Origin of the sequence: Salinicoccus luteus DSM 17002 (assembly GCF_000712035.1) — a bacterium.
GTDB lineage: Bacteria > Bacillota > Bacilli > Staphylococcales > Salinicoccaceae > Salinicoccus > Salinicoccus luteus.
This window is the reverse complement of record NZ_JONV01000006.1, coordinates 44,495-58,535: the sequence shown is the minus strand read 5'-3', so window position 1 is coordinate 58,535 and position 14,041 is coordinate 44,495. Positions and strand designations below refer to the sequence as shown.

At 45.7% G+C, this 14,041-nt stretch carries 13 protein-coding genes and 10 tRNA genes; 10 read left to right on the top strand and 13 right to left on the bottom strand.

Translation table 11 applies throughout. The features are described from left to right. The first annotated feature begins 149 nt into the window (after window positions 1-149). From BO53_RS0100460 to BO53_RS0100435, 6 genes are all read left to right on the top strand, one after another. The gene (locus BO53_RS0100460; RefSeq protein WP_031544291.1) at window positions 150-872 is read left to right on the top strand and encodes a hypothetical protein; all 723 of its coding nucleotides are present in this window, start codon (window positions 150-152) and stop codon (window positions 870-872) included. Between the two features lie 57 nt (window positions 873-929). Continuing rightward, on the top strand, window positions 930-1,709 hold the full coding sequence (locus tag BO53_RS0100455; RefSeq protein WP_031544288.1) for a class I SAM-dependent methyltransferase: 780 nt from the start codon (window positions 930-932) through the stop codon (window positions 1,707-1,709). A gap of 91 nt (window positions 1,710-1,800) precedes the next feature. Beyond that, a complete protein-coding gene (locus BO53_RS0100450; RefSeq protein WP_031544286.1) occupies window positions 1,801-2,127 on the top strand; it encodes a four-helix bundle copper-binding protein in 327 nt (108 codons plus the stop codon). A 136-nt stretch (window positions 2,128-2,263) separates the two neighbouring features. Further along, the gene (locus tag BO53_RS0100445) at window positions 2,264-2,764 is read left to right on the top strand and encodes an immunoglobulin-like domain-containing protein (protein WP_031544284.1); all 501 of its coding nucleotides are present in this window, start codon (window positions 2,264-2,266) and stop codon (window positions 2,762-2,764) included. Window positions 2,765-2,998: 234 nt separating this feature from the next. After that, window positions 2,999-3,628, top strand: a complete 630-nt coding sequence (locus tag BO53_RS0100440) for a DUF4352 domain-containing protein (protein ID WP_031544282.1) — start codon at window positions 2,999-3,001, stop codon at window positions 3,626-3,628. A gap of 569 nt (window positions 3,629-4,197) precedes the next feature. Beyond that, entirely contained in the window at window positions 4,198-4,461 is a 264-nt protein-coding gene (locus BO53_RS0100435; protein ID WP_031544280.1) for a hypothetical protein, read from the top strand. A 434-nt stretch (window positions 4,462-4,895) separates the two neighbouring features. On the opposite strand, the gene BO53_RS0100430 is transcribed toward BO53_RS0100435, so the two are convergent. From BO53_RS0100430 to BO53_RS0100390, 9 genes are all read right to left on the bottom strand, one after another. Beyond that, window positions 4,896-5,504 carry a DedA family protein gene (locus tag BO53_RS0100430; RefSeq protein WP_031544278.1) on the bottom strand — a complete coding sequence of 203 codons (609 nt, stop codon included), beginning with the start codon at window positions 5,502-5,504 and terminating at the stop codon, window positions 4,896-4,898. Between the two features lie 320 nt (window positions 5,505-5,824). Further along, window positions 5,825-5,912 (bottom strand) — tRNA-Ser (locus tag BO53_RS0100425). Window positions 5,913-5,949: 37 nt separating this feature from the next. Beyond that, window positions 5,950-6,021, bottom strand: a tRNA-Glu gene (locus BO53_RS0100420). A 1-nt stretch (window position 6,022) separates the two neighbouring features. Continuing rightward, a tRNA-Asn gene (locus tag BO53_RS0100415) sits at window positions 6,023-6,097 on the bottom strand. A 9-nt stretch (window positions 6,098-6,106) separates the two neighbouring features. Continuing rightward, window positions 6,107-6,180 (bottom strand) — tRNA-Gly (locus tag BO53_RS0100410). 12 nt (window positions 6,181-6,192) lie between these two features. After that, window positions 6,193-6,265 (bottom strand) — tRNA-His (locus tag BO53_RS0100405). A gap of 13 nt (window positions 6,266-6,278) precedes the next feature. After that, a tRNA-Phe gene (locus BO53_RS0100400) sits at window positions 6,279-6,351 on the bottom strand. Between the two features lie 27 nt (window positions 6,352-6,378). Then, a tRNA-Asp gene (locus tag BO53_RS0100395) sits at window positions 6,379-6,454 on the bottom strand. 14 nt (window positions 6,455-6,468) lie between these two features. After that, window positions 6,469-6,542, bottom strand: a tRNA-Met gene (locus BO53_RS0100390). A 179-nt stretch (window positions 6,543-6,721) separates the two neighbouring features. On the opposite strand from BO53_RS0100390, the gene BO53_RS0100385 reads away from it, so the two are divergent. Then, window positions 6,722-8,266 (top strand): FAD-dependent oxidoreductase, encoded by a 1,545-nt coding sequence (locus BO53_RS0100385; protein ID WP_031544277.1) that lies wholly within the window; start codon window positions 6,722-6,724, stop codon window positions 8,264-8,266. Window positions 8,267-8,676: 410 nt separating this feature from the next. Then, window positions 8,677-10,161: a purine-cytosine permease family protein gene (locus BO53_RS0100380; protein WP_031544274.1), complete on the top strand. Its 1,485-nt coding sequence runs from the start codon at window positions 8,677-8,679 to the stop codon at window positions 10,159-10,161. Between the two features lie 62 nt (window positions 10,162-10,223). Here BO53_RS0100380 and BO53_RS0100375 read toward each other — a convergent pair whose 3' ends face one another. Continuing rightward, window positions 10,224-10,559: a winged helix-turn-helix transcriptional regulator gene (locus BO53_RS0100375; RefSeq protein WP_031544273.1), complete on the bottom strand. Its 336-nt coding sequence runs from the start codon at window positions 10,557-10,559 to the stop codon at window positions 10,224-10,226. Between the two features lie 129 nt (window positions 10,560-10,688). On the opposite strand from BO53_RS0100375, the gene BO53_RS0100370 reads away from it, so the two are divergent. Further along, on the top strand, window positions 10,689-11,540 hold the full coding sequence (locus BO53_RS0100370; protein ID WP_031544271.1) for a VOC family protein: 852 nt from the start codon (window positions 10,689-10,691) through the stop codon (window positions 11,538-11,540). Between the two features lie 94 nt (window positions 11,541-11,634). Further along, window positions 11,635-12,117: a hypothetical protein gene (locus tag BO53_RS0100365; RefSeq protein WP_031544269.1), complete on the top strand. Its 483-nt coding sequence runs from the start codon at window positions 11,635-11,637 to the stop codon at window positions 12,115-12,117. A gap of 166 nt (window positions 12,118-12,283) precedes the next feature. On the opposite strand, the gene BO53_RS0100360 is transcribed toward BO53_RS0100365, so the two are convergent. The 3 genes from BO53_RS0100360 to BO53_RS0100350 all read right to left on the bottom strand — a co-directional run bounded on the left by BO53_RS0100360 (window position 12,284) and on the right by BO53_RS0100350 (window position 13,982). Next, a complete protein-coding gene (locus tag BO53_RS0100360; RefSeq protein WP_051682951.1) occupies window positions 12,284-13,444 on the bottom strand; it encodes a thermonuclease family protein in 1,161 nt (386 codons plus the stop codon). Between the two features lie 373 nt (window positions 13,445-13,817). After that, window positions 13,818-13,906, bottom strand: a tRNA-Ser gene (locus tag BO53_RS0100355). A 1-nt stretch (window position 13,907) separates the two neighbouring features. Next, window positions 13,908-13,982, bottom strand: a tRNA-Asn gene (locus tag BO53_RS0100350). Window positions 13,983-14,041: the final 59 nt, after the last annotated feature.

Sequence of the window (14,041 nt, the reverse complement as noted above, 5' to 3'; positions counted from 1 at the left end):
AGGGTTTTCTTTTATTCTATATAAGAAAATGCACAAATTCAACAAATATGCGTGACATATAATATTTCGAAAATGGAAATAATATTGATTATTCCCTAAATTGTATTATAATTGACATGTATCTTTATATTTATAGGGGGAAATTTCACATGACGTTAAGAAAATATCTGCTCGCCGGTGGCCTTTCAACTGTGCTCGTTTTGGGCGCATGCGGTGGAGATGGCGGTTCAGAAGAGGAAACATCCGAGGAAGAGACGGCCCAGGAAGGGGCTGAAGACACAGGTGAGGAGACAACTACTGAGGAAGAAACTTCTGAAGGGTCAGACAGCGGATCCTCCGAAGATGGTGAAGTCACACATTCCGGTGAATATGGAGACTATACTGTGACGGAATTCAGCCAGTATACAATCGAGCCGGAAGAAGTGGAAGAGGAAACAAGTGAAGAAGAGACAGAAGAAGGTGCGGAAGCACCTCAGCCGACTGAAGTCGTGACCATCGAATTCGAATTCACGAACAACTCCGATGTCGCCACTGCGCCGCAGGAAGCATTCGGTCTCGACCTCGCCGTCAGACAGATCATGGAAGGTGGAGAAACAACACTTGAAAATCTGACAATGGATCTGCCTGAGGATTATGAAAAGAGTGAGGAAGCAGCTGCAGCCGGCGAAATGATCGAACCTGGTGAAACGGCGACGGCAGTCGTTGCATACGGTCCGGTGGATACGGAACTTGAAACTGTCCTCCAGAGCCGTGACAATCCGATGGCCGAAGAGGAGATCGAACCACTCGATTACACGATTGAACTCGAAGAATCCGGGTCTTCCGAAGAGGAAACGACTGAAGAAGAAACCGAGGAAGATTCCGAGGCATAATATCAACACCATGACCCTGACACACTGTTCAGGGTCATTTCATTTAAGGAGCATATCATGATAGTCACAACAGGCGGGAGAACCGATCAGCAGACCATAATGCATGCCCGGTCGCTCTCCAAAAAATACAATTCCCCCTATATAGACAGGTCAAAGCAGTCCATATACAGACTGAAGAAACGATACCAGCAGGACATCATCACAGTCAGCAGAAACGGCATTGCCATCCATCCCCTGGCCCAGGAAGAATCCATTACATTCCATCCGAGTATGGCGATGGTGCGTGCCAAACGCATCCTGAATGGAGAAACAGATCCATTCACTGAAACTGCGGGACTCGCCTCTGGCATGAGTGTACTTGACTGCACCATGGGCCTCGCGGCAGACAGTATCATCGCAAGTCTCGCTGCCGGCCCTGATGGCCGGGTCACCGCCCTCGAAGCCGATCCCTTGCTCCATCTGCTCGCAGCAGAGGGGCTGCAGACATTCACTGCCACAAACCGGACAATCAATGAAGCCATGCGCCGGATAAAAACAATGAATGCAGAGCATCATGAGTTCCTCGCAGCAGAGCCCGAAGACTCATACGACATCGTCTACTTCGATCCCATGTTCAGCGAGGCCATCGACAACGCAAACGCCATCCGAAACATCCATCAGCAGACAAACCAGTCCGAACTCCGGATGGAGACCATCAACGAAGCCCGGCGCGTCGCCAGAAGACGCGTGGTGCTGAAGGACCATTGGAAGAGCACGAAATTCAATGAATTGGGATTCATCCAGCTGAAGCGTAAGAGCAGCCGCTTCCATTATGGATATATCGATGTACAGTATTAGAATGGGCACCATGATGACCGCCCATGTTTAGGGAGGACCATACCGGGAAATTACAAGGTGTATAAAACAATATTTCTAGGAGTGATTGTGAATGGCACATGAACAGCATCAACAACTGCTCGATACTTTGCATGAATGTATGGAAGAATGCAACCATTGCTTCGATGCCTGTCTCAAGGAAGATGACGTCAAGATGATGGCCGAATGCATACGCCTCGACAGAGAATGTGCGGACATCTGCGGTTATCTGGAACAGGCGATTTCCAGAAATTCACCATTCGTAAAAGAGCTCGCCCAAGTATGTGCGACAATCTGTGAAGCATGTGGCAAGGAATGTGAAAAGCATGACCATGACCACTGCCAGAAATGTGCAGAGGCCTGCTTCAAATGTGCAGAAGCGTGCAGAAACGCTGCATAATCCGCACACCTTCATCAGACAGGAGACTCATCCAATTATGAGTCTCCTGTTTTTTTGTATCTCCGCCCTATTAGTGAAAATAAATCTGAAGTCATCTATACTTCAGATATGTACAGACTGAAATGAGGTGGAAGCAATGAGCATAAGAATCAGTAAAATCCATATGTTATCAGCCCTCCTGATATCCATCCCCCTCTTTCTCGCCTCCTGCATCACACGCCCTTCTCCCGATCTGCTGGAAGACCCTTCACCCAGACAGGAACTCCCCGCCGAGTCGGAAGACATCACGCTGTCACTTGAACAGACGACCCATGCCCTGCCTGTAGAAAAACTGAACCTCAATGTCCATAACACTGGCAGCACCTTCTATACATATGGTGAGTTCTTCTATATGGAAAAAGAGATCGAAGGCAGATGGTATATGCTCGAAATCGAGGATGCCATCTTTGATGATTTTGCCGCATTCGACAACTATGGCAGCAGAATCGCCCCTGGAGAAACCACGGAGGAAACGTTAGACCTGAAGGACTATGCACTCACCCTCAATTCCGGAAAATACAGACTCGTCAAAGCCTTCAGCAACGAGGCCACCTCCGAAACCACCTGGCTCTCAGCACATCTTGAAGTGATGGATTAGTTCCTATGCATCCCACCCTAATCGTAAACATCCATATTCACACTAATTAAAAGTAATTTAGTATGAATATGGATAAACCCCTTTTTATGTAACTAACTATCAGTTACACTGGTAATAGAAAGTATTTCCAAATAAGAAAGTATCAAAAAGTACCTATTTCATAATATGTGCTTATTTTTTTACTTCTTTATTGGAAATATTGTGTAACCAATACATATATAGGAGGTTAAATTTATGGCAGAAGAAAGACAGAAGAAAAAAGGTGGGTGTCTGAAATGGGCAGCAATCATCATTGGAGTACTGATACTATTCGGAGCCTGCGCTGCTGCATTTAGTGGAGGAGAAGAAGAGACTGGCAATACTTCAAATGATTCGAATGCTTCCAATTCAGCAGAAACGACAACTGAAGAGACTGCGGAAGAAAGTACTGAAGAAGAGACGGAAGAAGATATTTCAGAGGCGGTTGAAGAAGAAACTGAAACTACAGATGAAAACTTGGCTGTCGGTGATTCAACAGAAATCGACGGCATCACTTTTACTTTAAACGAGGCCTATTATACTGACGAGAGAAATGAATTCGCAGAAGTTGAAGCTGATAACGTTCTTGTGCTGGATATGACATACGAGAATAATTCTGGAGAAGATATCAGTGTAGGTGGAGATGTTTCAGTTTACGCCGACGGGACTAAACTAGAATCCTATCCGATCGATGAAATGCTGATGGACAGCTTGTCTGATGGCAGAAACATTTCAGGCAAAGAAGGTTTTGCAGTGGTCGGAGAACCTTCTGAAATTGAAGTTGAGTTTTCTCCTTTGATGTCCTTTAGTGGAGAAAAAGCAATTTACACAGTAAATCCTGAATAAATTTAAACACCTGCTGATCACATAATATTTAAGTGATCAGCTTTTTTTATAAATTAATATAAACTAGTTTATATATTTACAACTTGAATCTCTGCGAAAGTAGTGGAAATTAAATCTTTTTATAATTAAAAAACCCTCTTCAAAATAAAATTTGAAGAGGATTTAGATAATCTGCTTGGTAAGGATAACGGACAATGAGGGGTTTTCAAGGGCTGTTATATCAACGTTTATTTAAAAAGTCGCTGAAATATTGACACCTACATTCCCTACTTTTCTGTTTCTCTTATCTCTTTAATTTGCGGGTCGGGTTCCTGATACGAGCGCCATAATGACAACTTCAAAAGTTTCATTGTCAGGTGTCTTTACCTTTTCTCATACTCTATAGCTGATGATACATACATTCACTGTATTTCGCTAATTGTACCTATTATAACTCCTTTACAAAGAGAAGGCCAAGGAGTAATATAACTTCCATAAAAGAAGCGGATAAAATCATAAAAACTGAAGGTACCCTGATTGTATCACTCACCATGCAGGTATAAATCATTTTGAAGAAGAAGGTATGTAAATTGAAAAAGTTTAAGCATATCACTTTCAACCCATCTCAGTTATTTATTGTGGTATTTTCAGTTTTTATATTTCTTGGAACTCTTTTATTGAAACTTCCAGTTTCAACCACTGGTGTTATCAGTTGGATAGACGCACTATTTACTGCAATTTCTGCGATGACAGTGACAGGATTGGTCGTAGTCGACAAGGGCACAGGCTTCATCCGCTTCGGACAACCGTTCAACCAGCGTAGTCCTGGCCCCCCTTATGAGGTTCGCCAATAATTGCATCTCCTTAACCAACTGTCGAGATGTCCAACATCCGGCCCTAATAGGAATAGAAGTTCAGAAGCTCGGAACACTGGGAGTGGCCTTTCTGTGCGAACATCTGAAACATGAGTGTGCAGGGGGGCTGTTTTTCGCTTGCATGTAAATGCCTGTGGTTTGCCTTCACGGATATCTGCCAGATGGATTACCCGGCCTTCTTCAATATACGCTTTAAATTCACCCACTCTATCTTGCATGCACTCCCCCTTCTTATATTCTCATTTCGCTGCCCGTGCGCCTATGCGGTGCACCCGGCATCAGAATTTCCCAAATGATATCGCCTTTGCATTTTCATGACGCGGGCAGTGCAAAAAAGCAGGCATTCATGGATTTACATGAATGCCTGCTTTTTAAGTAATGTCAAGACCCTTAAGTTAATGACATTGATGAAATCATCGTTTCTTTTTCTTTCTTATTAGTAGGAAAATGAGGATGATCACCACTGCAATGAGAATGCCATACATGATCTTTGAATAGATATCCATATATCCCACAATTGTCTGCCACGAGCCACCGGCAGAAGCACCAAGGTATACGAGGACAGTATTCCAAATCAAAGTACCTACTGTAGTCAATGTAAGAAACAACAGGATGTTCATGTGTACCATCCCTGCAGGGATTGATATGATGCTGCGCATCACAGGAATGAAGCGGCATATGAACACAGCCACTGATTGAAATTTACTAAACCAGTCATTGGTTTTATAGATATCTTCCTTATCTAACGGGAGGAAATGCCCCCACTTGTCGACAATCTTTTCCATCCGCTTCTGAGCTTGAAACTTGCCGAAGTAGTACAGGACAGTGGCGCCACCAACGGAACCGATGGTCGCTGAAATGATGACACCGGTCATCCTCAAACTCGACTGGGTCGTCATGAAACCACCGAAACTCAGCACCACTTCTGATGGGAGGGGCGGGAAAACATTTTCTAAAGCCATCAAAAAGGCGATGCCGAGATGGCCGAAATTATTAATGATATAGGTAAGCAAACTTTCCATCTTATCCTCCTAAGACGCACCAAAATTACGGATAAAAATATACATCTCTTCCTTCTTTTAATTACCCGTAATCAGTTTCATTATGCCGTAATTGTTTAACAACATCGATAATATGGTTAAAACAGCTAAACGAACAGACAAAGGAGTATTTGATCATTACAGAAGGAAACAGGAACCTACAGGAACAAATGATGGAAAAAGCACAGGCTAAACAAAGCGATTATACAGATGAAAAATCAAAAGATCATTAAATATTTATAAGCAAATTAAAATCATCATAAAAAAGCCCCTTGAAACCAGAAGGTTTCAAGGGGTGAGTACGGACAGTGAGGGATTCGAACCCTCGATACGGGGTTGCCGTATACACGCGTTCCAGGCGTGCGCCTTAAGCCGCTCGGCCAACTGTCCATGATTGAAAAAGAAGTGAGCAGGCTCACTTCTGTTATGACCCGTACGGGATTCGAACCCGTGTTACCGCCGTGAAAGGGCGGTGTCTTAACCACTTGACCAACGGGCCATGGCTCCACAGGTAGGATTCGAACCTACGACCGATCGGTTAACAGCCGATAGCTCTACCACTGAGCTACTGTGGAATAATAAAATGGAGCGGGTGATGGGAATCGAACCCACGACATCAGCTTGGAAGGCTGGGGTTATACCATTTAACTACACCCGCAAAACCAATAAGGGCGGCTGATGGGGATCGAACCCACGCATGCCGGAACCACAATCCGGTGTGTTAACCACTTCACCACAACCGCCATAATATTAGAATGGTTCAGGACGGAATCGAACCGCCGACACTGTGAGCTTCAATCACATGCTCTACCGACTGAGCTACTGAACCTTGGTATGTATAGTCAAAAAAAAATAATGGCGGTCCCGACGGGAATCGAACCCGCGATCTCCTGCGTGACAGGCAGGCATGTTAACCGCTACACCACGGGACCTATATGTAAAACTATTGCGGGGGATGGATTTGAACCATCGACCTCCGGGTTATGAGCCCGACGAGCTACCAGACTGCTCTACCCCGCGGTAATATTATTGTGCGCTTTCAACGCCTGATACATATACTATACGTTTTACGAAATATTTTCAAGCAGTTTTTTTAATTTCGTTACGTAAAATTTACACTTTGGACAAAATTTGTTGTTTGTAAGTATTTCATACGGAATAAGGGTAAAAGATATAAAAATGTTTGAGGAGGATAATACATGACTGAATTGAACAATGACAACATTTCTTTCTGGACCGATACTGTAGACTTGCCCTCTTACCCTACTCTTGAAGACGATACAAGTACAGAGGTGCTAATTGTTGGAGCCGGAATCACCGGACTGATGAACGCGTATCAGCTTGCCATGCGGGGCCGTCAGGTGACTGTCATCGAAGGTAATGAAGTGCTCAGCGGAACGACAGCGAATACGACAGCACGCATCATGGCACAACAGGGGCTGCTCTATAGTCAAATCAGCAAGCAAAAGAACAAGGAGACCGCCCGCCTCTATTATGAATCCCAGATGGACGCCATCGATGAAATTGAAGCAGTCGCTAAAAAGCATAACATAGACTGTGACTTCAGAAGAGTCGACGGTGTCATCTATGCCGAAAATGAAAGCTCAATCAAAAACCTGGAAAAGGAAGCGAAAGTTTATGAAGAACTCGGCATAGATGGCACTTTATTGAAAGATCAGCTTGACCTTCCTTTTGAATCCGTGGCCCAACTGGTCATGAGGAATCAGGGGGAATTCCACCCTCTAAAGTTTCTGAAAGGCATATTGGAAGTGCTTGAGGAAAAAGGGGTCAAAATATATGAGCATACGATGGGCAAAGGTGTTGAGGGCAATACATTGAAAACGCCTGAGGGGATAAACATAGATTTCGAGCATCTCGTAGTGGCTACACACTTCCCGTTTCTCGACTATCAGGGATTCTACTTCAACAGTTTCAAGATCAACCGATCTTATGGACTCGTTGTCACGACTTCGACCCCACCGTCCGAAAACCTCTCCTTGAGCGGCTATGATGGCCCCAGCCTGACGACAAGGAATATCGTCAATCCGGACAAGGAGCTGCCTACTGTCCTCTTCGGCGGTCTTGGGCATATGTCCTATAATGAAATGGATATGACAGAGCAGCTCGAGAAGCTCAGGCTCTATGCCGATCAGAAGACGACCAACCATGAGCGCCTATACGCCTTCAGGGCGCAGGATCAGATGACGGCCGACTCCCTCCCCTACATCGGATATTTCGACCAGAAGCATGACAACCGGTTCGTTGCTGCCGGCTTCAACAAATACGGCATGACCAATGGCGTCCTCTCCTCGATGATTATCAGTGATTTGATCGAGGGCAGGGAGAACCGGTACCGTGATATGCTCAGTCCTCATAGGAAGAAAGGCACATTCGCCGAGCTCAAGCAGTTTGCTACGACGCCAATCGAGAGTCTAGGAGTCGAAGCGAAGAACATGCTGAAAAGTTATCCCGACATCAATGAGACGGACCTTTCTGCAGGAGAAGGCGCCGTTGTCAGGGATGGTGTGATGAAGAAGGGGCTCTATCGTGATGAGAACAGCGATGAGTACCTCGTCGTAGACAACCGCTGTACCCACATGGGATGCAGTCTGAGCTGGAACCAGGAGGACAGGACATGGGACTGTCCGTGCCACGGTTCGCGCTTCAACTTCAAAGGCAATGTAATAGAAGGTCCTGCGACAGAAGATCTCGATGTGGAGATAAAGAAACCGGAAAATGAATAGCACAAAAGTTCTTGATTCACACGATTATCTCCCCAAAAAACCATAAAAACTTAAAAAATTATCAAAACACGGATAAAAACATTACACCTACATTTTTTATCCGTGTTATTTTATGTCCCAATACTTTAAGAAGCATTCTTTCAGCGACTCAAAATTTCCATCCAAACCATCGACTTCCCCTCTCCCCCAAAGGGTATGCATGCTTACTATTCATTAAACTAATGTAATTAAATTTCTTTTATGTTTAAAAAATAATTTCATAATTTAGAGTTTAAAATCTATAAAAATCTGTGCTTTAACTCACAATATAAGACTTGATATGCGTTGTATAGGTTGAAAGTTTCTTGTGTTAAGTGTATAGTATAAAAGTCATGCAATTTGAAAATTTCATAGAAATGGAGAGGATATGTATGGGATCTGTGAAAGTGACAGATCAAAAGATTGATCATGAGATTGAAGAACAGGAAGATGACTACTCTTTGGACAAAGTTCCTTATAAAGAAAGGAACATGGGCTGGTTCAGCATTACCAACATAACCTTTGGTATCGCAACTGCAATCTTCTACTTCCAGCTGGGCAGTGTCATGGCACTTCAATTCGGTGCAGTGAACGCGCTCATATCAGCTGGTTATGCCATCATTGTAGCAGGTATCATGGGTACGATTATTTCCTACTTATCTGCAAGATCCGGGATGAACGTCAACCTGATGTCGCGAGGCGGCGGATTTGGTTACATAGGCGCTTCATTGACTTCCCTGATCTACGCATCCAACTTCATCATGTACTGCGCGTTCGAAGGTATGATCCTTGTGTACGCCATACATGAATTTTTCCCGGCCATTCCATTATGGGTGCTGATCGTTGTATTCGGTACGCTTGTCATTCCATTGAACTGGTTCGGCATCAAGCAGCTGGATAAGCTGCAGAAATGGTCTCTGCCGATATTCTTTGCTTTCCTTATCGCAGCAATTACTGTTGCACTGTTTACTACATCACTATATGATGGCCGCTTCTGGACCTACATGCCTGAAGGTGTGCAGATCGGCGGCACCGCACTTCTGATGTGCATCGGCATGCAGCACGGCATCATGGGACTGACTGCACTGCTTGCATCCGACTACGCACGGTTCCTGAAACCTGAACACCTTAAGATCGGATCCGTCATGATTGGGGTCATACCACAAATCTTCTGTTACGGCGTTATGGGCGGCCTCGGCATATGGTTTGGTGTCCGTCTCGCGGAACCAAACCCTGGCGTCTATATCGTTCAGCTGCTCGGAATCGGTGGTGCACTCTTCACGATGCTCACCCAGATCCGCATCAATGTGACTAACATCTACAGCAGTTCCCTATCCCTATCAAACTTCTTTGAAAATGTGTTCCGCTTTACACCGGGACGCAGGTTCTGGATCGTCGTTGCAGGCGTCACTGCAATGGTTCTCATGCTTGGAGGCATTGTGGATCATCTGGACGCAGCATTGATCTTCCAGGGTGTATTCCTGCTTGCATGGGCCGCCGTACTCATCACCGACGCCCTCATCGTCAAGATGATGCTCAAAATCGGCCCTGCATTCTATGAAGCACGCCAGGAAAACCTGTACAAGTGGAATCCGGTCGGCGTGGTGGCGCTCATCGTTTCCAGCGCCCTCGGTACCGTAGCTGCTCTTGGATACATGGGCACATTCCTGGAGAATACCGCCGCGTTCTTTGCCGCAGCACTTGCAGCGGCCCTCACAGTCCTCATGGCTGTTCTGACAAAAGGAAGATACTACCTTAAAAATGAGGTCGATGACATCGACAAGGAAGACTACCTTTATGAGCCGAAAGCAGAGCAGAAAAAAACCGTGCCGGTCAGGCGTCCGGTCACGGTCAATGCAGAAAGCATGAAAAATTAGGCTGTACAGAAAATGAAAGTGGGACGGAGATCACCATGACCTCCGCCCCACTTTTTTATATACTAGGAGCCCGTGTTACTCTGCTGATCGACTTCAATCCAGTCCTGGGACCAGTTTTCGATATCTCTCAGTACAGTTTCAAGGGAGCGTCCTTTTTCTGTAAGTGAGTATTCTATGACTACAGGCGTTTCAGGGTATACATCCCTTTTTATGAGACCTTCCTGCTCCATATCCTTAAGCCTGTCGGAAAGCACCTTCCCGCTGATGCCGATTGCGGCCTGTATTTCCCCGAAGCGTTGCGGCGCTTCCAGCATCTGATAGATGACCAGAGCCGTCCATCTCTGGCTGAGCAGTGTCACTGCCTTTTCGAATTTAGGACAAAGATTTGATTGTTTCAACTTATATCACATCCTTGATGTAATTATACCATATGTTACCTTTAAACATAAAGATATGATTTTACTTTACATATCCAAATTAGTAATATAAACTTAGTTACATAAAGTAACTTTTAATAGGAGGCAATTATGAATTTCCACACACCCCCTGCTACTCATGTTTCCCATGTAAAGATCAATGTGTCCGATATGAAGGAAGCCTCGAATTTCTATACTGGCCTGCTCGGCTTCTCCATTCTCGAACAGAGTGACAAGGATGTTCAGCTGACGACCGATGGCAGGACAAGCATCCTCTCACTACATGAACCAGAAAACCCTGTAGAAAAGAAAAGGACATCCGGATTGTATCACTTTGCCATCCTCCTGCCTGAACGTGCAGATCTCGCTGCAGTCACCATCCACCTTGCCAAAAATGATGTCAGACTGGGTGCGTCCGACCACCTCGTCAGTGAAGCCCTCTATCTCAACGACCCCGACGGCAACGGCATCGAAATATACAGGGACAGAAGACCTGAAGAGTGGACGTGGAATGGTTCAAGGGTGGAAATGACGACAGACCCGCTGGATTTTGAAAACCTCGTCGAATCACTGGATGAAGGACAGGAATGGCAGGGCATGCCGAAAGGTACGGTCATGGGACACCTTCACCTGCACGTCTCCGACATGCCTTCTGCCGTGAAGTTCTATACGGAAGGCCTTGGGCTCAACGTTGTAACTGAGTTCCCCGGCCAGGCCGCATTCATGTCTTCTGAGAACTATCACCACCACATCGCCGTAAATATATGGAACGGCATCGGTGCGCCAAAGCCCGAACCAGACAGTGTCGGACTCAATGCCTTCGTCATGAGCTACCCCGATAAAGCATCACTCAACGCCGCAGCCAAAAGACTTGAAGACTTGGGTTATGAAGTCGGCTCCGAAGATGGCGCAACCGTTTCATACGACCCTTCCGGCAACAAGGTCATCATGACAACAGACTGATCCTCCCCGTGCCCGCAATACTTTGTATTGCGGGTTTTTAGTTTGAATTCCGCCCCAACGGGAATAACTACTTAAAAAACGGAGGTCACTATACATGTATAAGAATCAATACAAACCATTCAAGACTGAAAAAGATGCAGAAATCTATCTGGACAACTACATCGACCTTAAGAATTATGTCGTCATATCCAAACAGGATCTATCCGGTCTCAAGTCGAAGTTTGAAGAGTTGAAGATCATCGATGGGAATGTCGACCATCCCGACCGCGACATCGATAAGCTGGACTTTGATGAAGGCAGCAAGAAGGACCTCATGAACCACTATGAAAATGACGAAGTCATCATCTTCGAGGGACTCAATCAGGAAGACACCGATTCCCCACAGATGGATGCGGTCAGTGAAAAGTACACGAATGTCGTCCCTAGGGATGAATATGATACCGAAGTCGTCGATGTGAACACCGGCGTCCGTACGATGGTCGAAGTCGAGGACAACAACCCGGATATGGTCACAGAGGATGAAGAGGAATACTTCAAGAAGCATGATGATGAAGAGGAACAGTTCCTGAACAGATAACAGCAAATTTGAATCGATATTGGATTTATGGCGCAGCTGATTGCAGTTGCGTCTTTTTTATGTCCTATATAAGGCACAAAAACTCCGCAACCAGAATGGTTGCGGAGTTGATGCTGAAATGACGGTATGCCCAAGGCCATTTTCCTTCATATTATATAGATGTTTGCTACTCACATGCCCAATTGTCCTTATCCCTGTCCATCTTCGGCTGATAGGCTGCATGGTCTGAAGACACACCATCCGGATAGACCTTCTTCAGCTCTGTACAGTTCTGGAAGTATTCTGTTTCTCCATTGCCCTCTGAAGGTGAAGTTTCATTTGTCGCCGGTTCGCTTGTCGTTTCCGGCTCAGCTTCCGGTTCTTCACTATTGAAGCCTTCCCCGCCTTCATTCACGTAGCCCGGGATGGACCAGATGCCGAGTTGGCGATCCTTGGCGTACTGTTCCGCTGCACGGAATTCGGACAGGTAGCGCTGCTGCTCATAGATGTAGCCGACACGTGCAAGCCCTTCTTTAAGCAACACTTCATGGACACTCACATCATCCGCGTACAGATAGACCAGATGCCTGTCATAATGATCCGTCTTATCGCCGCTGTCATACTCGATATACAGCTGATCTGCCGCATTCAGCAGCTCTGTCAATCTTGCAGACGCTTCCTTGCCATACGGTTCGACCGGCTTGTTCGGATGGACGGTTTCAGGCGTGTCGATCAAAAGCAACCGCAGCTTCAGCTCCTCACCGGAGTCATCAATGACATTGACCGTGTCCCCATCGACTACACGATAGAGGGAGACCGGAATGAGCCCCTCCTTGGAAGCTACAGGTTCCTCCACCGGCTCCTCTTCAGCTTCGGCTTTTGCTTCCGCTTCCTCGATGGACTTTTCCTTCTCAGCTTCAGCCTTCTCGATTGATTCTTCCTTTGCTTCTATGGACGCTTCTTTTTCGGCTTCAATCGATTCTTCCTTCTCTCTTTCAGCCGCTTCTATGGATGCTTCTTTCTCAGCTTCGATGGATTCCTCTTTTTCCGTCTCCGCCTCCTCCTCTTCTTCTGCGTCCTCTTTCGACTCCTCTGCAGTCTCTTCCTCTGTCGCTTCTTCCGTCACCTCTTCAGTATCTTCATCCGCTGAAGCGGTCTGGTCGACAGGCTCCTCCACTTCATCCGTGACAGCAACAGTCACGAAGAACAATGCCAAACCTGTCACAAATGCGATGCCCGCCCTTCTGAAATGCCTGCGGGGGTTCTGGTTTTTAGACTTGGACCTCAATGCCAGAGCAATGAAGACAAACATCACAATTGATACAAAAAACCATAGTATCCCAACCATATCCGCCAAGGAATACTCACTGCTTACTATCCCCAAAAGGACCACAAGCAGACAAGTCGCCACGAAGGAATAAAGTGCCGCTTTCCATGTACTATAATACGCTTGTCCTCTGTTCTCCCGGATTAAACCAAGCACGAAAAGAGTGATAGTTGCAACCACACCTAAAAACATTAATAATCCTACAAAAGTTCCCACTGATTCCCCTCCAATACATGCAATTTACATCATTTTACACTATTGGAATAAGATTTTGAATGGATTTAACAGGATTTTACCAAATATAAGGAAAGTTCTACGGTTTCTATTTAGTCTATGACTATTCACAGGATAAAAATTAAAAATCCCGCAACCTAAAAGGTTACGGGATAAATAACGGAGATGGAGGGATTTGAACCCTCGCGCCGGGAGAACCGACCTACACCCTTAGCAGGGGCGCCTCTTCAGCCACTTGAGTACATCTCCATGGCTCCACAGGTAGGATTCGAACCTACGACCGATCGGTTAACAGCCGATAGCTCTACCACTGAGCTACTGTGGAATAATGTTGTTTTCAATCGAACATTTACAATTATAACAATTCCACACGTTTTTTCAACC

Bases quoted from the DNA above. Each gene is read 5' to 3' on its own strand.
- BO53_RS0100460 (WP_031544291.1), top strand. From the start codon at position 150: ATGACGTTAAGAAAATATCTGCTCGCCGGTGGCCTTTCAACTGTGCTC.
- BO53_RS0100455 (WP_031544288.1), top strand. From the start codon at position 930: ATGATAGTCACAACAGGCGGGAGAACCGATCAGCAGACCATAATGCAT.
- BO53_RS0100450 (WP_031544286.1), top strand. From the start codon at position 1,801: ATGGCACATGAACAGCATCAACAACTGCTCGATACTTTGCATGAATGT.
- BO53_RS0100445 (WP_031544284.1), top strand. From the start codon at position 2,264: ATGAGCATAAGAATCAGTAAAATCCATATGTTATCAGCCCTCCTGATA.
- BO53_RS0100440 (WP_031544282.1), top strand. From the start codon at position 2,999: ATGGCAGAAGAAAGACAGAAGAAAAAAGGTGGGTGTCTGAAATGGGCA.
- BO53_RS0100430 (WP_031544278.1), bottom strand. From the start codon at position 5,504: ATGGAAAGTTTGCTTACCTATATCATTAATAATTTCGGCCATCTCGGC.
- BO53_RS0100385 (WP_031544277.1), top strand. From the start codon at position 6,722: ATGACTGAATTGAACAATGACAACATTTCTTTCTGGACCGATACTGTA.
- BO53_RS0100380 (WP_031544274.1), top strand. From the start codon at position 8,677: ATGGGATCTGTGAAAGTGACAGATCAAAAGATTGATCATGAGATTGAA.
- BO53_RS0100370 (WP_031544271.1), top strand. From the start codon at position 10,689: ATGAATTTCCACACACCCCCTGCTACTCATGTTTCCCATGTAAAGATC.
- BO53_RS0100365 (WP_031544269.1), top strand. From the start codon at position 11,635: ATGTATAAGAATCAATACAAACCATTCAAGACTGAAAAAGATGCAGAA.
- BO53_RS0100360 (WP_051682951.1), bottom strand. From the start codon at position 13,444: ATGGTTGGGATACTATGGTTTTTTGTATCAATTGTGATGTTTGTCTTC.